This window comes from Pontixanthobacter sp. (assembly GCF_049682855.1).
In the GTDB taxonomy this organism is placed as follows: Bacteria; Pseudomonadota; Alphaproteobacteria; order Sphingomonadales; family Sphingomonadaceae; genus Pontixanthobacter.
This window is the reverse complement of the sequence record NZ_JBAUIK010000013.1, coordinates 172,422-197,576: the sequence shown is the minus strand read 5'-3', so window position 1 is coordinate 197,576 and position 25,155 is coordinate 172,422. Positions and strand designations below refer to the sequence as shown.

At 58.5% G+C, this 25,155-nt stretch carries 21 protein-coding genes and 1 pseudogene; 8 read left to right on the top strand and 14 right to left on the bottom strand.

Annotated elements, in window-relative coordinates; genetic code table 11:
* On the bottom strand, positions 1–137 hold a 137-nt coding region (locus tag WA922_RS09365), incomplete at its 3' end, for a transposase (protein WP_424771441.1).
* A gap of 210 nt (positions 138–347) precedes the next feature.
* Here WA922_RS09365 and WA922_RS09360 point away from each other — a divergent pair.
* From WA922_RS09360 to WA922_RS09335, 6 genes and pseudogenes are all read left to right on the top strand, one after another.
* A complete protein-coding gene (locus WA922_RS09360; protein ID WP_424771430.1) occupies positions 348–941 on the top strand; it encodes a hypothetical protein in 594 nt (197 codons plus the stop codon).
* A 710-nt stretch (positions 942–1,651) separates the two neighbouring features.
* A pseudogene (locus WA922_RS09355) lies at positions 1,652–1,789 on the top strand (transposase); the annotation flags it as partial.
* A gap of 740 nt (positions 1,790–2,529) precedes the next feature.
* Positions 2,530–3,252, top strand: a complete 723-nt coding sequence (locus WA922_RS09350) for a PilZ domain-containing protein (RefSeq protein WP_424771429.1) — start codon at positions 2,530–2,532, stop codon at positions 3,250–3,252.
* 99 nt (positions 3,253–3,351) lie between these two features.
* The gene (locus tag WA922_RS09345; protein WP_424771428.1) at positions 3,352–4,992 is read left to right on the top strand and encodes an NAD(P)/FAD-dependent oxidoreductase; all 1,641 of its coding nucleotides are present in this window, start codon (positions 3,352–3,354) and stop codon (positions 4,990–4,992) included.
* Positions 4,993–5,012: 20 nt separating this feature from the next.
* Complete coding sequence (locus WA922_RS09340) at positions 5,013–5,423, top strand: GtrA family protein (RefSeq protein ID WP_424771427.1); 411 nt, start codon at positions 5,013–5,015, stop codon at positions 5,421–5,423.
* 3 nt (positions 5,424–5,426) lie between these two features.
* Entirely contained in the window at positions 5,427–7,253 is a 1,827-nt protein-coding gene (locus tag WA922_RS09335; protein ID WP_424771426.1) for a hypothetical protein, read from the top strand.
* A 19-nt stretch (positions 7,254–7,272) separates the two neighbouring features.
* Here the strand turns inward: WA922_RS09335 and msrB are convergent, their stop codons facing one another.
* The 4 genes from msrB to WA922_RS09315 all read right to left on the bottom strand — a co-directional run bounded on the left by msrB (position 7,273) and on the right by WA922_RS09315 (position 11,564).
* Positions 7,273–7,782, bottom strand: coding sequence for a peptide-methionine (R)-S-oxide reductase MsrB (gene msrB, locus WA922_RS09330; protein WP_424771425.1), 510 nt, complete (start codon positions 7,780–7,782; stop codon positions 7,273–7,275).
* A 90-nt stretch (positions 7,783–7,872) separates the two neighbouring features.
* Complete coding sequence (locus tag WA922_RS09325; RefSeq protein WP_424771424.1) at positions 7,873–9,195, bottom strand: cytochrome P450; 1,323 nt, start codon at positions 9,193–9,195, stop codon at positions 7,873–7,875.
* Between the two features lie 132 nt (positions 9,196–9,327).
* On the bottom strand, positions 9,328–10,587 hold the full coding sequence (locus WA922_RS09320) for an ABC transporter permease (RefSeq protein ID WP_424771423.1): 1,260 nt from the start codon (positions 10,585–10,587) through the stop codon (positions 9,328–9,330).
* The gene (locus WA922_RS09315) at positions 10,584–11,564 is read right to left on the bottom strand and encodes an ABC transporter ATP-binding protein (RefSeq protein ID WP_424771422.1); all 981 of its coding nucleotides are present in this window, start codon (positions 11,562–11,564) and stop codon (positions 10,584–10,586) included. The genes WA922_RS09320 and WA922_RS09315 overlap by 4 nt, the downstream gene beginning before the upstream one ends.
* A gap of 92 nt (positions 11,565–11,656) precedes the next feature.
* On the opposite strand from WA922_RS09315, the gene queG reads away from it, so the two are divergent.
* On the top strand, positions 11,657–12,715 hold the full coding sequence (queG, locus tag WA922_RS09310) for a tRNA epoxyqueuosine(34) reductase QueG (RefSeq protein WP_424771440.1): 1,059 nt from the start codon (positions 11,657–11,659) through the stop codon (positions 12,713–12,715).
* Here the strand turns inward: queG and WA922_RS09305 are convergent.
* The 9 genes from WA922_RS09305 to WA922_RS09265 all read right to left on the bottom strand — a co-directional run bounded on the left by WA922_RS09305 (position 12,699) and on the right by WA922_RS09265 (position 23,288).
* Positions 12,699–13,925, bottom strand: coding sequence for an NAD(P)/FAD-dependent oxidoreductase (locus WA922_RS09305; protein WP_424771421.1), 1,227 nt, complete (start codon positions 13,923–13,925; stop codon positions 12,699–12,701). The genes queG and WA922_RS09305 overlap by 17 nt on opposite strands.
* Positions 13,926–13,979: 54 nt before the next feature.
* Entirely contained in the window at positions 13,980–18,743 is a 4,764-nt protein-coding gene (locus WA922_RS09300; RefSeq protein WP_424771420.1) for an NAD-glutamate dehydrogenase, read from the bottom strand.
* Between the two features lie 164 nt (positions 18,744–18,907).
* Positions 18,908–19,891, bottom strand: a complete 984-nt coding sequence (locus WA922_RS09295) for an LLM class flavin-dependent oxidoreductase (RefSeq protein ID WP_424771419.1) — start codon at positions 19,889–19,891, stop codon at positions 18,908–18,910.
* Positions 19,892–19,942: 51 nt separating this feature from the next.
* Entirely contained in the window at positions 19,943–20,785 is an 843-nt protein-coding gene (locus WA922_RS09290) for a hypothetical protein (protein WP_424771418.1), read from the bottom strand.
* 20 nt (positions 20,786–20,805) lie between these two features.
* Positions 20,806–21,564 (bottom strand): alpha/beta fold hydrolase, encoded by a 759-nt coding sequence (locus tag WA922_RS09285; RefSeq protein ID WP_424771417.1) that lies wholly within the window; start codon positions 21,562–21,564, stop codon positions 20,806–20,808.
* A 131-nt stretch (positions 21,565–21,695) separates the two neighbouring features.
* Entirely contained in the window at positions 21,696–21,902 is a 207-nt protein-coding gene (locus WA922_RS09280; RefSeq protein ID WP_424771416.1) for a helix-turn-helix transcriptional regulator, read from the bottom strand.
* Positions 21,899–22,489, bottom strand: coding sequence for a hypothetical protein (locus WA922_RS09275; RefSeq protein ID WP_424771415.1), 591 nt, complete (start codon positions 22,487–22,489; stop codon positions 21,899–21,901). The genes WA922_RS09280 and WA922_RS09275 overlap by 4 nt, the downstream gene beginning before the upstream one ends.
* On the bottom strand, positions 22,486–23,118 hold the full coding sequence (locus WA922_RS09270) for a hypothetical protein (RefSeq protein ID WP_424771414.1): 633 nt from the start codon (positions 23,116–23,118) through the stop codon (positions 22,486–22,488). Before WA922_RS09270 ends, WA922_RS09275 begins: the two co-directional genes overlap by 4 nt.
* Positions 23,115–23,288: a hypothetical protein gene (locus tag WA922_RS09265; protein WP_424771413.1), complete on the bottom strand. Its 174-nt coding sequence runs from the start codon at positions 23,286–23,288 to the stop codon at positions 23,115–23,117. Before WA922_RS09265 ends, WA922_RS09270 begins: the two co-directional genes overlap by 4 nt.
* Positions 23,289–23,472: 184 nt before the next feature.
* On the opposite strand from WA922_RS09265, the gene WA922_RS09260 reads away from it, so the two are divergent.
* A complete protein-coding gene (locus WA922_RS09260) occupies positions 23,473–25,155 on the top strand; it encodes an alkaline phosphatase D family protein (RefSeq protein WP_424771412.1) in 1,683 nt (560 codons plus the stop codon).

Here is a 25,155-nt window from a genome sequence, read left to right as displayed (position 1 = left end):
CCGACGCGCAGCACGTGGAGCATCCCGTTTAGAAAGCGCCGATTATCCCCGGCAGGCCGCGCCCAGCGACCACGCTCAGGCGGCAGCAACGGCCCGATCAGCTCCCACTCCGCATCCGACAAGTCTCCGCGACCCATGACTGCTCCTCAAAAAGCAGTCTTGAATCAGAACACGGGGCGTTTGGGAATCCCTGCTGTCAACACGGCCTAGGCATCTTGCAGTTTGCATCTCGTTATTGAGTTTTCGGAAACCATCAAATTGATAGTGCTTTTCAAAGCGATCGCTTCGAGATAGCAAAGCGACCAAAGCTTTAGATCAAGAGCGGGGCCTAGCTAGGAGGTTTTTTAGTGCTACTCGATAAGATGTTTGAAAGTCTCGACCGAAAACTCTTTCAGTTCGTCACGCGTATCAAACCATTGTCCGAATTAGAGGGCAAAACCAACAGCAAAAGACGCGCGGTGATCGAAGCTGAAATCGGTGGGCATTATTTGATCCGCGCGCACATGAGGGAGGAGGAAGCGGCGTTTCATCTCTTCGGCATTATCGATCAAAAAGCGGGCGCGATGCTTACCCACATATCCGTGATGATTGCCGCGAACGCACTGCTGCTTGGAACTGACACCAGCCTTTTGCTTGATGTTGGGTCGGTCACTCTTCTCTGTGCATTTATTCTAGTTGCACTTCTCTCATTGAGGCTTCTGCGGTTTTGGGCGACACTTTTCCCCACGGGACATAAGAACGACGAGAACCACGAAAACAGCCCAGCTAGCGGTGGTCTCGAATTGAGCGACAAGATCAAAGCCAGCCTGCGCGAAGAGGTCTTCTATCGGACGAGGCTCTATCGGTTTGCGTTAAACTCAACGACGATGCTCACGGCCTTCAGTGCAATTCTTATGCTCGGATACGGAGTTGAGTTGTCACTGCCAACTGCCTCAAACTAACAGCCCCGCTTGCTGCCAGACACTCGCTGAAGTTCTGCTGGAAAGGCTTGCCAATCTAAAACCCGACAACTAGCTCTCACTCCCCAATTGTCGACATATGGCTTCACGCAAGCCTATCCTAAAGGCTAACCATCAGAGATACCAAACGCGAATGCTGTCTATTTGAAACCTAGAGATCAGCAAGAATGAGCACTTTACCCAAAAATAGACTTCCGTGATGGATTATCTGACCCATTCGGGCGTCGATCTAGGGAAAGCCTCAACAGGATCGGCTGTCCGCACCGGATCACGAGACCACAAGAGCGATCCTCGCGCTGTGTTTTGTTGCTTCAATGCTGGCGGGCCAAACTCCTACTTGTCAGATCAAGCGATCCGGTCGAATAGGCGAATGCTTGGTTTTCCACCTACTCGTCGGCTAAGTTGAAATCAAAAGAAGACTGACCGTCGTATCGGCAGCAATCGGAAAAAGATATGAACATGGTCACCAAAGATTTCAGCGAATACGTTCTTTTCTCAGAGGAAGATAACCAAGCATTGAACGCTCGGAGCATCGAGCGCGAGGTGCGAGGAAAAATGACGACATACGTCGATTGCCTTATTCGCGGGAAAGCTGTCCAACTCAAACCAGAAGAACGGTCTAGGCCGTGTTGACAGAAGGGATTCCCAAACGCCCCATGTTCTGATTCAAGACTGCTTTTTGAGGAGCAGTCATGGGTCGCGGAGACTTGTCGGATGCGGAATGGGAACTGATCGGGCCGTTGCTGCCGCCTGAGCGTGGTCGCTGGGCGCGGCCTGCCGGGGATAATCGGCGCTTTCTAAACGGGATGCTCCACGTGCTGCGCGTCGGTTGACTCTGGCCACCGCCTAAAACATGGCGCTTGGCGTTCAGTCCGCCTTTGGTGCGCTCGATACGTCTGGGAAGAGCCCCCTTATTCAGCAAGCTTGCCGCCGTGCCATGCGCTTTGAGATGCGCCGTGTCGGTATTGGTTATGTGCGGCTCACCAGCCGCGTTAACCAGTGCCGAGAAGATGCGGTTGAACACGCCCATCTTGTTTCAGCATATGAAGCGATTATAGATGACCTTACGCGGTTCGTACACTTGGCTGAACCATGCGACATCAACCTATACTCGATGACATAAGCGACTCCCGGCACGGTGCATTGGTCATCGACCCGCGAGATATCATGCGGAAGCGGAAAACGGGCTCCATCCAGTCCGTCTACCCACGGTTCAGCAAAAACGTAACATCCATCGACAACGTCTTGTCAACGACGTCCCTGAACGAACCGATCATCCGCCGCGTAAGCAATTTGCGGCATCCTGAGCCTAGGCCGTTTTGCCCATCCACTACTTCAAGACAATCCCCTTGTTCGAAAACTTCCTCAACCTCGCCGCTGCGCGCCTATAGCTAGAGCCTGCTGTTAAACAGTCCAGTCACCCGTACCAATCCAATGAACGGCATTAACTACGGCAACGCTTCGGTATAGGCGATTTTCCTTACCGGGCGTACCAGGCAGCGGTAACCAGCTTCGTATAGTGATCGTCCAGACATTCGCTCCTAGGGAGTGGCTATGTGTGGGGAAGAGAGTGCAAGATTTAGCGAAACATATCCCGCCTGATACAGGGACGGTGGATCTGGAGGAACGGCGCGCACCGCGGTTTACGCTGCTTATCCGTACGGCCAAGCTGATAGTCGAGGACCGGCAATATCTGTGCGTTGTTCGCGACATTTCCATGACCGGCGCGAGCATCAAAAGCTTCCATGCGGTACCCGAGGGCAAGCGTATCGCGCTCGAATTTCCGGACGGGGGGCTGTATCCGGCAGATCTGATCTGGCAAAACGATGGCGAAGCCGGGTTTCAATTCCACACGCCGATTGATGTCGAAGATATCATTATGGCCACCGGCGATTATCCCAAACGCGATTTGCGGTTTGATGTTGAATGGCCGCTGACGATCGAAGGGCCGAACTGCCCAATCGCGGCTCATCTTGTCAATGTCTCTCGCCAAGGCGGCATGATCTACTGCGATAGCGCCTTTGCGATCGGACAATTGCTACGGATCAGGGCGGTTGGCATGCCGGATATCGAAGCGCGCGTGCGGTGGCGGAGGGACCATTATTACGGGCTGGTGCTCGATACCACATTCTCTCTTGCCACTCTCGCGATATTAATCAGGCGGCTCCATCGGCGCAATGCCCGCGGCCAACCAGCAGGCCAAGCCGCGGGCCACACAGCGGCCCGTCCCGCGCTGCCCCAGGCTGCCACGGCGCAATTCGCCAATGGCAGCGCCGCGCCCCCCACCGCCTAGAATGATGCAGCCAGGCATGGGCGGATTTTGCACCGCCCGTTAACTTTGCGCTAACCAATTTCCTTCACTCCAGCCTCACATACCGAAACGGGGGCTTAGATGAGCAAGCGTGACTGCCAGCAATTACCGAATGAACGCAATGTCGATGTGGCGATTATCGGTGCCGGGCCAGCGGGGCTCACTGCCGCATATTTGCTGACCAAACACGGCAAAAGCGTTGCGATTATCGAACAAGACGAGACCTGCGTTGGCGGTATCAGCCGCACGGTGGAGCATGAGGGTTACAGGTTTGACATTGGCGGTCACCGGTTCTTCTCCAAAAGCCAGCAAGTCGTCGATCTGTGGGATGAAATCCTGCCGGACGATTTTATCCAGCGTCCGCGGATGAGCCGGATCTATTACGAGGGCAAATTCTATTCATACCCGCTGCGGGCTTTTGAGGCGCTCGGCAATCTGGGTATTTGGCGATCGGCCGCCTGCATGGCGAGTTACCTGCGCTATAAATTGTTTCCAATCACCGAGGTGAAAAGCTTTGAGGATTGGACCACCAACCAGTTTGGCCGCAGATTATATTCGATATTCTTCAAGACTTATACTGAGAAAGTCTGGGGCATGCCGTGCGATGAAATGAGCGCCGATTGGGCGGCTCAGCGGATCAAGGGCCTGTCGCTGTGGAGCGCGGTTATTGATGGCCTGAAGCGGTCAATGGGTTTGAACAAAGCGCCCAATGACGGGCAAGCGGCGAAAACTCTGCTCGAAACATTTCGGTATCCGCGCCTTGGCCCGGGCATGATGTGGGATGCCGCGCGCGATAAAATCGTCGCTGCTGGCGGCACCATCATCATGGGCCACGGCCTTGATCAATTGGCATCACACGCCAATGGCGGCTGGCGCATGAGCGCGGCCGATAAAGACGGCAACACTATCGTGATAAAAGCGAACGATGTGATCAGCTCTGCGCCGATGCGCGAACTGGCCAAGCGTCTGCATCCGCTGCCGGCAAGTGCATTGCAGGCCAGCAATCTCAAATATCGGGATTTCCTGACCGTCGCGCTGAAAATCAAATCAGATGATCTGTTTCCTGATAACTGGATTTATATCCATGATGACAAGGTTCAGGTTGGCCGCGTGCAGAACTTCCGCAGCTGGTCGCCCGAAATGGTCCCTGATGCAGGCGTTGCCTGCGTCGGCCTGGAATATTTCTGCTTTGAAAATGACGGGCTATGGTCATCCTGCGATGACGATCTGGTTGAATTGGCCAAGAAAGAAATGGCTATTCTGGGCCTGTGCGATCCAGAGGACGTGATCGGCGGGGCGGTGGTGCGGCAAGAAAAAGCCTACCCCGTCTATGACGAGGCATACGCGGCGAATGTCGACGCGATGCGCGCGGAGCTTGAAGAGAAGTATCCCACGCTGCATCTGGTCGGACGTAACGGCATGCACCGCTATAACAATCAGGATCACGCGATGATGACAGCGATGCTGACGGCGGAGAACATTCTGGCAGGCAAACGCCTTTATGACACGTGGTGCGTCAACGAAGATGCCGAATATCACGAAGCGGGTGATGAGGGTGACGAGAAAGTCATGCCGACACGCGAGAGCGGATATGAACCCGTGTCTGATGACCAGGCTGCGGCGCTGAATTCGCTCATGCCGGTGCCGGAGCGTATTCGGGACGATAAGGCTGGCCGGGATAGTGACGGGTCTGACAAGAACCCCGATCGCAAAGTGGCCTGACGGGTCATTCAAGGCTGGCGATGACCGATAGTTGCAACCCATTGCGCGACATTCGCTTGCTGCGCTACGTGCTTGCCAGCGTTGGCGCGCTGGCGGTCGATGTCGGCTGTTTTTTGTTGCTGCTGGCTGGCGGGATGATGGGCGCACCAGCATCTGCGATTGGGTATAGTGCCGGCATTCTGGCGCATTGGCTGCTTTCCAGCCGCACGGTCTTTACCGATACAGTGGCCGAACGAGGCCGCAAACGGGCCCGGCAGAAGGCTTTGTTCGTCATATCGGCGCTGGCCGGTCTGGCAGTGACGACGGCCATTGTAGGCATGGCAGATTATCTCGCATGCGATCCGCGCCCGGCCAAACTGGTGGCGATTGCGGCGAGCTTCATGGTCACATGGCTTTTGCGGAGCCGAGTCGTTTTCCGCCCGGCAGGCTGAACCATGTCGCTCGCCCATACTCCCGATAGGAATACTGCGCCCGGTATCAGAATTTTCGGTGTGTGGGCCGTCTTGTCGGCAATCTTCATTGCCACCGGTTTCCAGCAGATTGTGCAGGGCCAGTTTCCTGATCCCGATGATGCGCTGCGGCTGGTGCAAGTGCGCGATTTGCTCGCCGGGCAGGACTGGTTCGACCTGACCCAGTACCGGATCGATCCCGCAGCGGGCACCGCAATGCATTGGTCGCGGCTGGTGGATATTCCGCTTGCCGCAATGATCGCGGCATTCACCCCGGTCATTGGCAGCGCGGCGGCAGAGACTGTCACTCTGATCGCTGTGCCATCGCTGCTTCTGGGCGGTATCGTTTTGATAATGGGCCGCTTGGGGGCGCGCCTCTTCGATCTGGAGACGGCCACTTTTGCCTGTCTGATACTTGGCCTGTCGGCGCCCTTGATATTCCAGTTGCAACCCATGCGCATTGACCATCACGGCTGGCAAATCGCGCTCGCGGCGCTGGCCCTGTGGGGCATTGCGCATCGCTCGGCCGGTAAAGGCGGGATCATCGCCGGTACCGCAATGGCGCTGGGTCTCAGTATCTCGATCGAGCTGCTACCGCTAACGGCTGCCTTTGGCGGCATCTTGGCATTTCGGTGGCTGCGCGATCCAGAGGCCAGTTCCGGGGCGCAGTGGTGGCTGACCAGCTACATGGCGGCGCTCGCCAGCGGGCTCGTACTGGTTTTTCTGGCAACGCGCGGACTGGGCGATGCTGCACAATATTGTGATGTCATATCCCCGGCGCATCTGGCATTCTTTGCGGTCACGGCGGCGGGTACGGCGGGCATCGCTGCTATGACGTCGCGGTCACAGCGGGTTTCGCCGGTGTTGTTGATAGCGGCCTTTGCCGCCAATGGTGCAGCGGGCGGTGCGGTCTTCGGACTTTTCTCGCCCGGCTGCCTTGCGACACCGTTTGCGCAGCTTGATCCGGTCGTCCGCGATTTCTGGTATATTCATATTGCCGAAGGCCGCCCGATCTGGGAGCAGGATCTGACCAGGGCTCTGCCGGCGCTGGTACAGCTTGTGGCGGGCCTGGCGGCGGCCATTGCACTCGCACTGCGTAGTCGTGGCGGCACGCGCATCTGGTGGCTGGAATATTCTGCCTTGCTGATGGCGAGCCTCGCTCTATCGCTATTGGTGTGGCGTTCGGCGGCCTTTGCTGCGCTTATCGCGGCACTGCCGCTCGGTTGGCTGACGGTGCAATTGCTCGGCCGCTGCAGAAATGCCGTTGGCATTGGCGCAAAGCTGGCCCCAGCTGCCGCGCTGGCTCTGATCCTCGTGCCCGCTGCACCTATCACTATTGCGAAATCCGTGATGCCAGGCGGTGCCGCGCCGCCCGTATTACCTGCCGGTGACCGGCCCGGCAGCCCGCCGCGTGCCCAAAGTGTCGCCGTATCACAGTGCCAGATGAACGATCAGGCTGCGAAACTGGACGCTTTACCCGAAGGCACCATTCTTGCCCCGCTCGATCTGGGGCCAGCCATTTTGCTGCAATCGCATCATAGCGTCGTGGCGACCAGCCACCACCGCGCCGAATTGGCGATGCGTGATGTCATAGTGGCGTTTGCCGGCCCGCTTGATGGCGCGCGGGGCATCGCCGTTTCACATGGGGCGCGGTATATTGTTATGTGCAGCGATCTGTCCGAGCCGAACATCTATGCCGATGCAAATCCAAGCGGCCTTGCGGCATTATTGATCGCGGATGCGGCGCCGGATTGGCTGGAGCCGGTGACAATCGACAGTCCCGATGCATTCCGTGTCTGGACGGTTCGCTGATCGCGGTAATTTACCGGCACTAGCCGGGCACGAAATCCATCGCTGCGCCGTTCATGCAATAGCGTTTACCGGTGGGCTGCGGACCATCATTAAACACATGGCCCAGATGCCCGCCGCAATCGGCGCAGAGCACCTCGGTTCGCGGATAGCCGATTTTGTAATCGGTCTGCGTGACTATGGCCCCGCCCAGCGGCTTCCAGAAACTGGGCCAGCCAGTTCCGCTGTCATATTTTGTGGCGGAAGAATACAGCCGGTTATCACAGCCTGCACAGATGAATGTGCCGGTGCGTTTTTCCTTATCCAGCGGCGAGCTGTAGGGCCGCTCCGTACCGGCCCGACGCAGCACCGTATATTCCGATTTGCTCAGCCTGGCCTGCCACTGTGCATCGGTCAGCTTGACCGGAAAATTGCGCGCTTCGGCAGGCGCGCTGCCGCAGCCAGAAAGGAACGGCAGCACCGCCCCGGCCGACAGCAGACCGACACATTTGCGGCGGGTGGCGGTGAATGACTGCGGAATTGGCTTCGCCATAGTTTCCTCGGGCAGAATTATAGTGCTTGCCTGTATATACGGCGCAGCACCGCCAAAGGTTTCACTCTATCGCGCAAAAAACGCAGACTTTCAGAAACGTGTCACTTCAACGTCCAGCTTGCGGAAGCCGTGTACGAAATTGGCTTTGACGCGTTCCACATCACCGGCGACATGCACCCGCATCCGGCGCCGGTGCATTTCTTCCAGCAAAATCCGTAATTGCAATTCGGCCAAACGCGCGCCGACACAGCGATGGATACCGTAGCCAAATGCAAGATGGCGGCGCGCATTCTCGCGCGTAATGTCGAGCGTCTCGGCATCGTTAAACAGCGTTTCATCGCGGTTGGCAGACAGGTACCACAGAACCAGCTTGTCGCCCTTCCTAATCTGTTCGCCAAACAGTTCGGTGTCTTCGCTGGCGGTGCGGCGCATATGGGCAAGCGGTGTCTGATAACGGATGCATTCCTGCACCGCATTGGGAATGAGATCGGGCTGTTCTTCAAACAGTTTGCGCTGATCGGGAAATTTATCGAACGCATGGATGATGCCCGACATGGTGTTGCGCGTGGTGTCATTGCCGCCAACGATCAGCAGGATCAGATTGCCCATAAATTCGCGCGGGTCCATCTGGTTCATTGCGGGCGAGTGAATCATCATTGAAATGAGATCGGGTCCGGGCTCCGCCTCCTGCGAACGCTTCATCCACAATTGCTGGAAATAGGCACCCATTTGATGGAGCACTTTTTCGCGTTCCTGAGTCAAATCTTTGACTGTCGCAATCTCTGTGTCGCCGGCCCAATCGGACCAATAGGTGAGCAAGCGGCGGTCTTCCCACGGAAAGCCGAACAGAATGGCGAGCATTCCGGTGGTGAGCTCAATCGATACGGTATCGACCCAATCAAACACTTCACCTTCGGGCAGTGAATCGAGCAATTCCCCCGTGCGGCGGCGGATTTCATCATCCATCCGCTTCATTTCGGCGGGTGTGAATGCGGGCGCGACAGTACGGCGTTGGCCGGTATGTTTGGGCCGGTCCATCGCGATGAACATCGGCAGCTCCAGCCCCGCCTCTTCCTCCCGTTCCAGGATGGTGATGCCGCCATGTTCCCAGCTGGAAGAAAACAGTTCCGGCAATGCCTCAATATGCTGGATCGCTTTGTTGGAAACGACATTCCAATAGGCGCCATAGGGGCTTTCGGGCACGTAATGCAGCGGGCCTTTGGCGCGCATTTCGGCGAAGATCGGCTGCCAGCGATTTTCGGCGTAAATATCGCTGCGGCTGACATCATAGGGGTGGGTGTGCTTGGGCGTGTCTTCCGGATGCATTTCCAGATGCTTCAGCAGCACCTCATAGGCAGTCGGTGAGGTGGGATATTCGCTCTGTCCGTCTGCATCGGGTGCAATCGTTGCCATGCCATTCTCTCCTGCTATCGCGCCGCGTTTACGCAGCGTCAGTTATGAGAGCATCCTGACTTTCCTTACATCAATGTCAATAGTAAGTTGCGGATTGCGACTTATCCTGACTATCGCGCGGGATATCCGCGTTCAACCGCGTGCCGAACTGGTGTCTGCCTTGCTGAAAAGCCCGCGCAGGAAATCCTTTTTCTTGCCGCCCGGCGGGCCTGATTTCATCACTTTCTTGCGGAACAAGGTCGCGCCTGTTTTAATAAACACGGTCACGGCCAGCCCTTGCCAGGCGAGGGCGGCAATATGCGTCCACACAGTGGGGTCCTGCGCCGCACGCGCCAGCATCGCATAGGGGGAGCTTAACGGGAAAATCACCGCAAATATTTCCACCGGTGATCCGATGTCTGTCATCGCATAGGTCGCAAGAAAGAACACGCCGAGCTGCAACATCGTAGCGGGCATCGATATGGTCTGCACATCGCGCACTGTGGGGGCCATTGACCCTACCGCCAAAAATACTGATCCGATCAGCAGATACGCCATCGCAAAATAGATCAGGAACAATGCGACAAATAATGGCCAGCCAACCGCCGGTGCGGGAATATCGGGCAGGGCCTCTGCACCCAGCCAGACAATCGCTCCGCCAATGCTGCCCCACACCGCGATACCGACAAAACTGATGCCGAGCATGGCGAACAGCTTGCCCAAGAACACCGCGTCCATCGGGATGGCTGCGGCAAGGATTTCGATAATTTTATTGGCCTTTTCCTCCACCAGATTGGACAGCACCATCCCTGCAAGCAGCATGGTCAGCAGGAACAGCAGCGTCAGCGATGCGGTGGCGGTGGCTGAGTTTGCCGTCCGCGTCATGGCCATGCTGGTGCTGGTCGGGGCAAGCGCGATTTCGGGAAAGGCGGCTGGCTCTCCGCCCGCCGCAGCCGCTGCGTTTGCTGCAATCACTGCCACTTCGCCTTGCCAGCTTTCGATGCGGTCTTCCGTCCCCGATAGCTCCGGCTCTGCCAGGCTGCCGATAAGCACGGCGCCGAAATTATTGGCATCATCGCTCAGCAGGTCATCTGCCGTGGCGGCGGTATCGGCAGCGATGACTTCAATATCGGGCAGCCGTACCAGCTCCGCCAGAGCGGCATGTGCCTCGGCAAATCTGACATTGTCGCCTTCCGACATGGCAACTGCCAGCTTGGGGTCCGCTTTGCTTTCTGCCGCCGCCAGGCTCAGCATACCCGCACCCGCACTGATGCCGAGGAAAAATAGCGGGCCGAGCAGAAACAGCACAAAGGCCTTGCTGAACAGGATGGCGGAAAAATCTCGCCGCGCGATTACAAATGCAGCCTGCCACGTGGAGAGGCGCGATTTTTGGGTGATAGTGTCGCTCATCATGCGTTCTCGCTTACCCCGTTTGGTTCCAGCGCGCGCGCGGCGGCTTCCCCGGCAATATGGACGAAAGCATCGTGCAATCCGGCGCGTTCGATGGATAGTGACTGGATACCGGCATCGCCATTGATGAGCGCGCGGAGCAATGGTTCAATGCCGCTATCAGGCAATGGGAAATAGAGGAAATCGCCCTCGCGCCGGGTGTCTTTGGGCAGCGCACCGAGCCACTGGCCCTCGCGCTCGCGCGTTTCCAGGCGGACCTGCGCGGGAATACGGTCACGCGCGGCTTCAACCGATCCGGCATAGGGCACTTTACCGCCCGCGATAATGGCAACGCCTTCGCACAGGCGTTCCGCATGATGGATCACATGGGTGGAGAAGATCACGGTCGTGCCATTATCGGCAAGATTACGGATCAGCCGCTCCAGCTTGCCCTGGTTGATCGCATCGAGACCCGAAAACGGTTCATCCAGCACGACCAGTTTCGGATTGTGAACCAGCGTGCCGAGCAATTGCACGGTTTGTGCCATACCTTTGGACAATTGGCGGATTTGCCGGTCGATCGCATGGCCCATCCCGTGCTCCTCCAGCAATTCCTTGCCGCGCCTTTGCCCTTCGGCCAGCGGCACACCGCGCAGCGCGCCCATAAAGCCGATGGCCTCAAAGCTTTTCATCGACGGATAGAGCCCGCGCTCCTCGGGCAGATAGCCGATCAGCTGGGCAATATCGTGCGGGCGCTCATGGCCCAGAACACGGCGAACGCCTTCATCGGGGTCAATAATTCCGAGCAGCATCCGGATGGTCGTGGTCTTGCCCGCGCCATTGGGCCCAAGGATTCCATAGATCGACCCTTGCGGCACAGTGAGATCGACCCCGTCCACGGCCAGAGTGCCGTCAAAGCGTTTGACCAGCCCGCACGCTTCGATAGCGTGGGTGTGCGAGGGATTGTCGAGAGTAGCGTGATCGCTTAGCGGCGTTGTCATACACACCGGTTAGACCCGGCAAGTGAACGGGAGCAACCCCAATTATGGTTAACGGCCCGGAAGTAAATGGTCCAATAGTAACCGGCAAAACGATGCAGGCACTGCAGGCAGGTCTGGTCGCAGAAGCACGCCGGCTCGGCTTTGTCAGCGCCGGTTTTGCGTCTGCGGAGGATGATCCGGTGCGCGCGGCGCGGCTGCATGAATGGCTGGAGGCGGGGCATCACGGATCAATGGAGTGGATGGCCGACCGCGCCGATGTGCGGCAAGGCCCGCATAGCATGTGGCCGGAGGCGCAAAGCGTCATCGCGCTGGGTATGAGCTATGCGCCCGATGCCGATCCGCTCGCGCTGGAGGCGGCTCCTGACAAAGCGCGTATTTCTGTCTATGCGCGCGGGCGTGATTATCATGATGTGGTGAAAAAGGCGCTGAAGGCTCTGGCGCGCTGGCTGGTGGCAGAAGCCAGGCACGCCGGTTTGGAAGAACCGCAATTGAAAGTGTTTGTCGATACTGCGCCGGTTATGGAAAAACCTCTGGGCGAGGCATCGGGCATTGGCTGGCAAGGCAAGCACAGCAATCTGGTGAGCAGCGCACATGGCAGCTGGCTGTTTTTGGGCGCGATATACACAACCATTCCCTTCACCCCTGATGCGCCGCACCGCGACCAATGCGGTTCCTGCCGCGCATGCCATGATGCGTGCCCAACCGATGCATTCCCGCAGCCCTATGTGGTTGATGCGCGGCGCTGCATTTCATATCTGACGATAGAGCATAAGGGGCCAATCCCGCAGGAATTCCGGGCGCCGATGGGCAACCGGATTTACGGCTGCGATGATTGCCTGGCCGTCTGCCCGTGGAATAAATTTGCCCGAACCGCTGCACGGCACAAGGCGTTCACGGCACGGGCAGACCTGGACGCGCCTGATCTGGCGCAGTTTCTCGGCTTTGATGATACCGCATTTCGCGCATTCTTTTCCGGTTCGCCGATCAAGCGGATTGGCCGTGACCGGTTCGTGCGTAACTGCCTGATCGCGGCGGGCAATTCGCGCATGGCAGCATTGATCGGCCCGGTCCAGGATCTGTGCGAAGATAGCGATCCGGTGGTGGCCGAGGCGGCGCAGTGGGCGCTCATCCAGCTTACAGCAGAGACTTGAGCATTATATCGGTATCAGCCAACGCGGCCCGATCCGGCACGGCATGCGCTTCGATCAGCTTGCGGCCCTGCACATAATCCCTCGTATTATTGACGCAATCCAGCGCGATAATGCGGCCCTCCTTGAGGTAGATAACTGAAAATTTCCGCTCTGCCGGATCGCCGCGCACTATTGTCTCGTCATAGCCGATGGACAGTCCCGCCGTCTGCAATTTCAGATCATACTGGTTGGACCAGAACCACGGGAACGCGCGATAGGGCTGTTTGTCACCCATGATCGATCTGGCCGTGGTGGTCGCCATGTCGTTGGCGTTCTGGACCGATTCGACGCGGATTACTGCGCCATCGGCAAAGTCGCTTGCATGGGCGGCGCAGTCACCAATGGCGTAGACATCTTCCAGTGTCGTGCGGCACAATTCATCGACATCAACCCCGTTCGCGCCCGATGCGCCTGCGGCAATGAGCGGCCCGACCGAGGGGATGATGCCAATGCCGACAATAACCAGATCGGCAGTGATGATCTCGCCGCCGGCCAGAACGACGCCGGTAACCTGGCCATCCTCGCCCGCGATGCTTTCAATATTGGTTGCCAGCCGCAGATCGACGCCGTGGGCCCGGTGTTCATCGTGATAGAATGCGGACAGGTCTTCACCGGCAACGCGCGCGAGCAGGCGGGGCTGTGTTTCGATCACGGTGACAGCGCGGCCCAGCTTGCGCAGAACCGCCGCTGCTTCCAGCCCGACATAACCGCCGCCGATAATAACCGCTGTCTGCGCGCCAGCATCCAGCGATGCCATAATCCGGTCGGCATCCGCGCGATTGCGCACCGTGAATACGCCGTCCAGATCATCGCCCGGGCACGATAGCCGCCGCGCATCGCCGCCGGTCGCCCAGACCAGCTTGCGGTAAGACATCTGACTATCATCACCCAGCGTCACGACCTTGCGCAGCGCGTCCATTTCCACCACCGGATGTCCAAGGCGCAGATCGATATTCTTGTCCGCCCAAAAGGCGGGCGGGCGAATATGGATCCGTTCAAACGGCTTCTCGCGCGCGAGATATTCTTTCGACAATGGCGGGCGCTCATAAGGCGCATCGCGCTCGCGCCCGATCATCGTGATTGACCCTTCATGCCCATTCTGGCGCAGGGCAATGGCGGCATGCGCACCGCCGTGACCGGTACCGACAATGATGATATCCGAATGATCCATACCCATCAGGTTCGGACGAAAAGGCCGCCCGGTCAAGCCGGTTTGGCCGCCTGTCTAGCGGCCCAGCAAATTTCGCGCCTGGCTGGCAATCTGCGCCAGCATGGCAGGAGCAACCGGGGCCTGTGATTGGGCGCGCCCGATCATCGCGCGAAATTGACGGATGGCAGTTTCGTGATTCGCCGCCCATTTGGCCACTGCCGCCACAGGATCATCCTTGCCGCCCTTCCGCCGTGCAATTCGGCGCAAAAACTCCAGCCGCATCTGCTGGAAATCGCGTGCCAATCCGGCAACCAGCAACCGTTCCCAGACATCGGACGGGCTCATAAGGGCTGCGATGCCTTGTGCCCAGTCGATCCCCAACCGTTCGCCAAGATCGGTGAAGGCGAGAGTCAACGAACGGCTTTCAATACTGGAATCGCGAGCCAGCGCGGCCAGGCCAACCGCCCCGTCCATATCGTACAGGTGGGCCACTTGTGAGGCGATGGCTTCGGGCGCGCCCGCATCGACGAATTGCTGGCGCAAACTGCGCGATAGATGCTGTGTTTCCTTCGCCAGCAAACCATCGGTAACCGACAGGCCGGTGACGCCGCTTTCCAGCCGGGCGATCATTTCTGAAGGCGGGCTGATGCTCGCACCTGCGCGGAGCAGATCGGCCATTTGGCTTCGCATCGCGGCGGCCACATGGTCAAACAGGACCAGCCGTGCATGTTCGGGCATTCTGGCGGTTTCCAGTTTGGTCCACAGCACGTCGATACCGAACAGATATTCCGCCGAGACAAAGGCCGCGCACACATCAGCCAGGCCGACGCCTTCCTCTTCAGCGAGTTCAAACGGGTGGATGATGCCAAGCCGGTTGATAACGCGGTTGGCGAGCTTAGTAGCGATAATCTCGCGTTTCAGCCGGTGATTTTCAATTTCCGCCCGATATGTTTTCTGCATTGGAGCGGGAAAATAGGCGATCAGCGATGGCGCAAGGCTGGCATCATCGGGCAGCGCGGTCGCTTCGATCCGGTCCTGCAACACCAGCTTGGTTGAACTGAGCAGCACAGCCAGTTCCGGGCGGGTCAGGCCCATCCCGTCAGCCGCTCTGCGCGACAGCACATCATTGGCGGCAAGCCCTTCTGTCTGCCGGTCGAGCGCGTCCATATCTTCCAGTCGCTCGATCAGGCGCAATTGCGATGCAGCGGCCTTGGCGCCGCCGGTCTCGGCAATCGACAGGCCCAAAGCCTGCAGGCGGTTATCCTCCAGAACCAGCGCGGACACCTCGTCAGTCATGCTGGCCAGCAGCCTATTGCGCTTTTTCTCCGATAATTTGCCGCTGCGCCGGGCGGCTGCCAGTGCAATCTTGATATTGACTTCATTGTCCGAGCAATCGACGCCGGCCGAATTATCGATAAAGTCGGTATTGATCCGCCCGCCTGACAGAGCAAACTCAATGCGCCCAGCCTGCGTCACGCCCAGATTGGCACCTTCGCCAATGACTTTGGCGCGCACATCTGCTGCATCGACACGCAGACTGTCATTGGCAGGATCGCCAACCGCGATGTTATTTTCAGCCGCACCTTTTATATACGTGCCGATGCCGCCAAACCATATCAGGTCAGCCGGAGCCCTGATGATGGCGGAAATAAGCGCGTCGGGATCGATGTCTTTTGCGCCGATGCCCAGCACTTTGCGCGCTGCGGCAGACAGTTTGATGCGTTTGGCTGAACGCGGGAACACGCCGCCCCCTGCGGAAATCAGTCCGCTATCGTAATCCTCCCAGCTTGATCGCGGCAGATCAAATATCCGCCGGCGTTCTTCCCAACTGGCTGCCGGGTCAGGATCAGGATCAATGAAGATATGCCGGTGATCGAACGCCGCGACCAGACGGATCGATTTGGACAACAACATCCCATTGCCGAATACATCGCCTGACATATCGCCGCAGCCAACCACGCTGACCGGATCGGATTGCACATCGACGCCCATTTCCAGGAAGTGCCGCTGGACCGAAACCCACGCGCCCTTGGCAGTGATACCCATTGCTTTGTGATCATAGCCGTTCGATCCGCCACTGGCGAACGCATCATCCAGCCAGAATTCCTGCGCTTCGGCAATGGCATTGGCAATATCGGAAAAGCGCGCGGTGCCTTTATCGGCAGCCACCACGAAATAGGGGTCTTCGCCATCCGTGGGCAGGACGCCCGCCGGGTGCACCACCGTGTCATTCACGATATTATCAGTGATCGACAACAATGTGCGAATGAACAATTCGTAACTGGCTTGTCCTTCTGCGGCCCAGCCGTCGCGGTCCCGATCGGGCGAGGGGAGCTGTTTGGGATAAAAACCGCCTTTTGCGCCGGTCGGCACAATAACCGCGTTCTTGACCCGCTGCGCTTTCATCAGTCCGAGGATTTCTGTGCGGAAATCGTCCCGCCGGTCGGACCAGCGCAGACCCCCGCGCGCAACCGCCCCGGCGCGTAGATGGATGCCTTCAACGCGCCGTGAATAGACAAAGATTTCACGCCACGGAACAGGCTTGGGCAGGTTAGGCACCAGATCGGACTGGATTTTGAAAGCCAATGCTTCGGCCGCAGCCGGGGTGAACGCATTGGTCCGCAGGATCGCTTTGACCAATGCATGATAGAGCCGCAGCAAGCGGTCATCATTGATCGCGGATACTTTGCCCAGCCCGTGCTTTATTGCGGCTTCCGCACTGGCAATCGCGTCCTCGCGGTCGCCGGAAAATTGCGGGTCATGCGTGCAGGCAAAACGGGCGATCAGCGCGCGGGTGACGGCAGGCGCACCATATAGCGCATCGACCACCGTATAGATTGTAAACCCCATTCCCGCCTGGCGCAAATAGCGGTAAAATGCACGCAGCCAATTGGCCTCGCCCGCCGACAGACCGGTACCAATAACCAGCCGGTTGAACGGATCATCCTCCGCCGTTTCATTGAGGACGGCGGTAATCGCATTCTCGATCGTCTGTGCGCGGTCCAATATGTCTGGCGGCTGGTCACCATCGGGCAGCGCGATCATAAAGTCATGGATAGTCCCCATTGCGCCGCCATCCAGCGCAGTTGGTATTTCGGACAGGACTTCAAATCCGAAATTTTCCAGCGCCGGAACAGCATCAGAAAGCGGCAGGGAGCCTTCATGTTCATATATTTTCAGCCGCAAGCAGCCTGCCGGGTCGCCTGGCATCTGGTATAATCGTGCATCGCGGCGTGCACCGTCCATAACCGCATCGCTGGCGATCAGATGGCGCATCCGGCGAATATCGCGGGCGGCCTCCTCGGCACCATATTCGGCGCGGTAGGATTGCGGGAAAATATCGGCGAAACGCGTAGCAATGGCGGCTGCTCTGCCGCTTTCCTCAAATTTGGCCAGTTCCTGCTCGACCGCTTCGGGCCAGCCGCGCAGCACCGTTTGGATCTGCCGCTCCAGCTGGTCCTCGTCAAATTCGGCATCGCCGGCCCGAATGTCGAGGACAAAGCGTAATGTCGCCAGATTACCGCCTTCGACCTGCAGGCTCCAATCAAGCAGCTCCGCGCCAGCGCCGTCTTCGAGCAGCGCCTGGATCAGCTGGCGTACCTGAGTGGAAAGCATGTCACGCGGCAGCCAGACAAATGCAAACAAATGGCGCGCAAGCGGCGCCTGGACAATGGCGAGGCGCGGGCGGGGGCGGTCCACCAGGCTCATCACGGCACCGGCAACACGCGCAACATCGCCGGGCGAAAATCCAATGATCAGATCATGCGGCAAGGCGGTCAAAGCGTGGGCAAGGGCCTTGCCCGCATGGCCGCTCCGGTCGAAGCCGAACTGTTCCATCAACCCGTTCATATGCGCGCGCAAACGCGGCACATCCGTGGGTGATGCTGCCAATGCGGCGCTGGTCCAGACGCCTGCATGGACTGACAGAGCAGTGACTTTGCCGCGTTCCTTAACCGGCACAATAAACAGATCAAGCGGGACCCGGCGATGGACCAGAGCCAGGCGGTTGGCTTTGATGATCAGCGGCACAGGGGCATCCTTATTCGCTGGGTCATCAAACCAGGCAAAGGCGCGGTCGTAGGATGTGTCGGCGAGCAATTCCCTGGCGCTTTGGCGGCAAATGCCCAGCGCGCCGGATTGCGTGCCGTCACGGCGGCGCGTCACATGGCCAAGCTGTGTCAGCATTGCGTTATTGAGCCAGCTGAGCAATGCGGCACCCTCGGCATCATCCAGCGCCTCTGCATCACGGCTGAGAGCGGTTTGTAATTTGCCCCAATCGCTCACCGCAGCGCGAACATCAGCCAAGGTCAGGCGCAGGGCGGCTTCCAATTCGCGGCGCTGCTTGGCATCGATCCGCGTCGTTTCGATGTAAATCATCGATTCGCGCGCGGCATTGTCGGCGTCGGCGCTGCCGTGTCCTGCGATACGTTGCAAAACACCGTCTTCGCTGCGCGATACGGTCACTACGGGATGGACCAGGCGGTCTATCGCAAGACCTTGCGCCGCAATGGTTGCCGCGATCGAATCGACCAGAAACGGCATATCGTCATTCACAATGGCAATGCGCATAAACCGGCGGTCATCATCGGAACCGGCCGCGGCGCTGACCAGGCGCAGGGCAGAGCGTTTTTCATCGCGGCGCGCGGCAGTATCGATGACGAACGCGGCTGCATCCTGCAACCTGTCTGCGGCAAACGGTGTGTCGCCGGGCAGCAGCGACGCATTCATGCTGCCTGCCAATGCGGTGCACAGATCGGCATGATCCGCCAGCCTGCGGATCGGAGCGCCGTCCGCCATAGCAGCCTTCCGGCCCGAATTTTTCGACGTTTTGGTAGCCATCCCGCTTTACTCCGTCAGGGAGATTGTCCCTGTACCAGGCCAGCTTTCTGACTCTGATATATCCTTGCTGCACCCTGCAGATATTCTGCGCGAATAGACGAGCGCGTATGACGCTGCAAGGATAGTCGCGCGGATTGAGAGCCGTTGGTCTGCGACCGGGCAGCCTATGCAGCCAGCACAGCCCGGGTCACTTCCAAAGAGCGGTTTCGGTGTTCCGGATCGAAGGTTGATCCGGCCACGATGATTTCATCGGCCTGTGTCCGCTCAATAAAATTGCCCAGCGCGCTTTTGACCGTTTCCGGCGACCCGATGGCGCTGGCCTGGCCAATATGGGCGAGCATCGCTTTGGCCGGTGCAGGCAGGCTGCTGCGGTAATCGGCAAGCGGCGGCGGTAATCGGCCAGGCATGCCGCTGCGCAAACGCACGAAAGCCTGCCATTGCGATGATGCGATATAGTCTGCATCATCATCCGTATCGGCCGCAATTACTGTCATCGCGGCCATCACATGCGGCCGGTCCAAATATTCGGACGGCGTGAAATCGCGGCGGTACAATTCCAGCGCAGCGTCCAGATGATCGGGCGCAAAATGCGATGCGAAGGCGTAAGGCATACCCAGTTTGGCAGCCAGCCCGGCGCCGAACAGGCTGGAGCCGAGCATCCATATTTCCACCTGGGACCCATATCCCGGAGTGGCTTTGATTGGCAGATTAATGTCCCCGGTCAACAGCGCGCGCAGCTCAATCACATCCTGCGGGAAATATTCCGCCGCCTGGCCAATATTCTTGCGCAGAGCCTGCCCGAAACGCGCATCAGCACCCGGCGCGCGGCCGAGCCCCAGATCAATTCTGCCGGGGAATAGCGCGTCCAGCGTGCCGAATTGTTCTGCGATCACAAAGGGATTGTGATTGGGCAGCATAATCCCGCCCGATCCGATGCGGATGGTGTCTGTCGCATTGCCGATATGTGCCAGCACAACCGATGTGGCCGCGCCGGCGAGGCCTTCCATCGCGTGATGTTCGGCCACCCAGAACCGGTCATAGCCGTGCGTTTCGGCGGTTTGCGCCAGCGATACCGCCGCAGTATAGGCGCTGGGCAATGTCTCACCTTCGCGCACCGGCACCAGGTCGAGAACGGACAGGGTAGTCATTGGCCAGTCACTGGGCAGTCACTGGGCGGTCATTTGGCAGTCCACCGGGCATCACTGGGCGGGCTCTTCCACGCCAAGCTGAGCCAGATAATCCTGCGCTGTGGCAGCCACGGGTGTACCGGGCATGAGGATGATAACGCTCTGCCAATTGGCGCGTGCACCCGCCTCATCACCCGATAATACCGCAATGACGCCCGCTTCCAGAGCAATTTCCGGGTTGGTCTGATTAAGCTGTTTGGCTTGGGCAATGTGCGTGGCCGCTGCACCCAAATCGCCCGTCCGGCGCGACAATGTGGCCGAAAGCAGCCACGCCTGCGAGCTTGACGGTGCCAATTGGCGCGCCAGTGCGAGCGATTCGCCAGCGGCATCAATCCGTCCCAGCATCACCTGCGCGCGGGCATAGTCGAGCCGCATTTCCGCTTCCAAAGCAGTAAAGCCGCTGGCCGCTGCATCGGGAATGGCGGTGTCCAGCATATCCAGTCCCGCTTGCACATCACCGCCGGCAATCAGCGCATTGGCGGCAATGGCGCCCAACCGTGCACGGTAGGTCCGATCGGCAATGGCGCCCTCCGCGCGTGCCGCAGTAAAGCTTTGCGCCGCAGCAGTCCAATTGCCCAATCTCGTCTCGGCAAAGCCGCGGCAATGCAAGGCATGCGCGCGCGGCAGGCCGATGGCGGTTTCAAGCCACTGGTTGGCATCGCTTTGCGCCGCCAGCGGAGTAAGCTCGGCCTGCATCAGGCAGCGCGTCAACGGGTCCGTTGGCAGGGCATCGGTATCTTGTGTTTCTGCCTGCTTTGCGCGCGCCGTTTTCAACTCGATGGGTAACGGCTCCAGCTGCGGCGTGGTTGGGTTTGGGCCGACTTGCAGCAGGAAAAAGACGGCGGCGGATAACACGGCATAATCTCCAGATTGGCTCAGGCGTTATTGCGATCAGGCGGCGCGTGATGGAGGTTTTCCAACAGCCATATCAACAGTGCAATATCCTGATCACGCGACAGGCGGTGATCGCCGTCTTTGACCAGATGGACCTGTACCGCAGCCGAACGAAGCGCCGCTGCCAGTTTCAGGCTGGTGTTCCACGGCACATCGGTATCATTCTGGCCGTGCAGCAGATGCACCGGGCAAGTGATATTGATTACGCTGTCCAGCCGCTTCAGCGTTTCGGCATCCTGCCAGAATTTGGCATGTGTCGGGGTCGGTTCAGGGCCATAGGGATTGTCTTCATAGACGGTCTGCCCCGCTGCCAAAGCCGCCTTCTGCGCGGCGTTAAAACCCCAGTCGGAAAAATCGGGCGCGGCGGCAATACCGATCATTGCGCCCAGCCTGTGCCCCAGCATTTCACCAATCAGCAGCATCAGCCAGCCGCCCATTGATGATCCGATCAATACTATGTCGCTGATCGGCAAAGCATCGATCAGGCCGCATGTCTCATCGCGCCAAAGGCTCAGGCTGCCATCGGCAAAATCGCCATCGCTGCGCCCGCAGCCGGAATAATCGAGCAGCAGACAGGCGCGGCCGTTGCGCGCCGCCCATTCCATAATGGCCGTGGCTTTGCCGCCATCCATATCCGACATATAGCCGGGCAGAAATACCAGCGCCGGCCCGCTGCCCGGCTGGAACCTGTATGCAATATGCCGGCCGGAGGCAGATTCGTGAAACTCTATTTCAGGCATAAAACCGTTTCAGCAGCGGGTTAAATCAGTAGAGTTCAGGCATATGGAGCGGCTCATCGGTCTTGCCCGATGTATCATTACCGCCGCACGCTGCCAGGGCTGCACATAGAAACAGGATCACAAACCGCATGCTATCGCCCTTCCCGATGCTCTCGTTCGAATATCTCTTCGATAGCCATAGCAAAGGTTTCTGCAATCTTGAAGGCCAATGGCAGCGACGGATCATATTTGCCGGTTTCAATCGCATTGACGCTCTGGCGCGAAACGCCGAGCCGGTCGGCCAGGTCCTGCTGGCTCCAATCGCGCATGGCCCGCAATACTTTGAGCCGGTTTTTCATGGTCTGTCGCGGCATATATAACGACCGACGGCGAAGCTGATCGCCCACATCGGAAATATCGCCCAAACCCAAATATGAGGAACTAGGCCGAAGGTTTCAAAGAAGCCCCATAATGTGCCGATCACTAGCACAATAGCCGTTGCGATTAAGGCTGCATTTGTCATCCTCAACCGCAAATATTCATCCTGTTCCTCCTGCAATAGACGCACCATCGCCCAAATCATTCCGATCACAGATAGAGCTGGCAGCGTCGCTATTGCCCATAATGCCGGTAGGCTTAGATCGTAAGTATTAAAGACCGAAACGCTAAGCAGAAGCAGCACAACATAAGCAAAACTCATAACCGTAAACCGCCGGTTATAACGGGTCATTGCGGGCGAATATGACCCGGCTTCGGCGGACGCCTTCTGCGCTGAGTGCACATAGGGGATCATCAAAGTCATGGCTGCCATAAATGCCAGTATCGACCACCAGACTGGAAGATTGAACACGAAGGATGCCCCTGCTGCTGCAAACATGGCGCAGAAAAATAAAACAGCCCAAAGAATCATCGCTCGTATGTGATGGTTATGCTCATTCTTGCTCATACAGCACCCCACGTTCCGTATTGGAGGCGGTTCATGATCGCGCCGAGGCCAAGTCCGAAGAACCATGCAATGGCCACCCAATAGGCATCCAGATGCGGCACCACATCGGCAGCTTCCAGAAAGCCCCAGATGGACGCAGCACTCAGGGCAAGTCCGGTGGCGACCAGCGATTGGCGCACGATCAGCATCCGCATAAATTCGTCCTGTTCCTCGACAATCAATCTGCCGATAGCCCAGAATATGCCGATAATTGCGAGCCCGGGAAGAATCGCGAGAAACGCGCGGAGTGCCAAGGGCGGGTCACCACCGGCATTGGTGAATGTCATCAGTGCAAATGATGCAAGATAAAACGAGGTCGAGACGGCGACGCGCTGAATATATCGCTTCTGTGCCTCGCCTTTGCCGAAGCAGGATACGCTGTCGGCCCTGCGATTGGCCGCTCTGATCAAGGGGATGGTGAGCCCGATAGGAAGCATCATCAGAATAAGGATGGCGGTCCCCTCAATCGCGCCTGACAGGGCCAGCCCGGCAATTGCGCCAAAGGCACCCATCATCAATCCGCCCCAGAACCACGGGCCGCGCCGGGCCCCGTTTTTGGACGTCACTGCGCTCGATGCTTTGCCGGTCATGGTTTCGCGCCGCAGCTGCGCGCCGGTGCCAACCACACCGAAGGGAAGATAGCCAGCAGTGCAAATGGCACCCACCGGGCCATTTCGTCCGGGATGAACCCCGCCGCTGCCAAAAGGGCAAGCCCGATCATTGCAGCCGCAAGCAATAGCGCGTTGTGTATCTGTGTCATCGTCAATCGTCCTTTTCACTATGTAAAGGTTCATTTACAGCAAAGCGACGTGATGTCAAGCATACTTTGCATTATGTTTGTGAGGCTTGTCTTTTTCAACTGTGGTGCATGCAGTATTGGCGGCGCCCATGCGCTGCTGTTTTGCGGACTTGGTATTGACGCATAAGGCGTTTACGGAGGCGGTATGACAGCCCATCCGCCCGCTTCGCCTGATCCGTGTCCTACGTTGCCATCGCTCGCTGCAATGGACCGGCGCAGCCTGTTGCGCAGCGGTGTGGCCGGTGCGGCAGGTCTTGCGGCCCTGCCGGGTCTGGCCTCTGCCAAAGCGGCCACGGGTTTTGGCTTTGGTGTCGCCAGCGGAGAGCCGGGCCAGAACAGCGTTTTGTTATGGACCCGCTATGCCGCGATGCAGGATACGGCGCTGACATGGGAAGTGTCCGATGATGACAGTTTCACCGCCATCATCGCCAGCGGAACGGCCATAGCCAAACCTGCGCATGATTTCTGCGTGAAACCGGTTGCAACAGGGCTGGAGCCGGGCACCTGGTATTTCTACCGCTTCATCGGCCCCGATGGCGGCATGTCGGATATTGGCCGCACGCGCACTTTGCCCGCTGGTGCAGTTGACCGGTTCCGGCTGGGCGTATTCTCCTGCTCCAATCTCGGCTTTGGCTATTTCAATGCTTATGGCCATGCCGCGCAGGACAACGCCTTTGACCTGATCCTGCATCTGGGTGATTATTTTTACGAATATAATGATGGGCGTTATCCCTCTGCGGCTCAGAAAGTCGCGGGCCGCGCGGCGTGGCCTGATCATGAAACGGTTGTGCTGGCCGATTACCGCCTCCGCCATGCGAGTTACCGCGCCGATCCTGATTTGCGGCGGATGACCCAGCTATACCCGATGATTTTGGGCTGGGATGATCATGAAAGCGCCAATGACAGCTGGACCGGCGGGGCCGAAAACCATGATCCCGGCGAAGGCGATTGGGGCGCGCGCAAACGGGCCGCCATGCGCGCTTACCGGGAATGGCTACCGGTATCGGATGCGGATTATGCCGCTTATGAAGTGGGCGATCTGGCGACATTGTTCCGGCTGGAAACGCGGCTGGGTGCGCGGTCTGAACAATTCAGCGTTGAAAAGCTGCTGGAAGGCAAGGGTTCGGCAGACCAGATGACCGCCGCACTGGATGCGTTTCGCGGTGGTGATTTCGTCACTCCCGAACGGACTATATTGGGCACTGCGCAGGAAAACTGGCTGGCGGACGGATTGAAAGCGTCACGTATATCCGGCACCGTGTGGCAAGTGCTTGTCCAGCAAGTGCTGATGGGCAAACTGGCCAGCCCTGACAGTCTGCTGGAGGGTCTGGCAGCCGCCGCGCCAGCGGACATCAAATCGCGTTTGCAAGCAGCGGCGCTGGCCAGCAAGGCCGGGCTGCCGCTCAATATGGATGCGTGGGACGGGTATCCTGCGGCGCGTGACCGGTTGCTTGCCTCGGCGATGAATGCGGATGCCAATCTGCTGGTTCTGGCGGGCGATACGCATAATGCGTGGGCGTTTGATCTGGCGCATGATAGCGCGCGCGCGGGTATCGAATTTGGCGTGCAGGGCGTAACATCGCCGGGCCTTGAAACATATCTCGGTATGGTCCCGCCCAAAATCATGCAGCAGTCGCTGGTGGGACGGAACGCCGAATTGCAATGGGCCGATACCAGCCAGCGCGGCTATATGGCGGTCGAGCTAACACCTACGCAGGCAAGCTGCGAATGGCGTTTTGTAAGCGGGGTAAAGTCCCGCTCGGTTGCTCTTGCGGGCAAGCACCGGATGGTGAGCAGGGCCGGTTCAAACCAGCTATCGCAAGGCTAA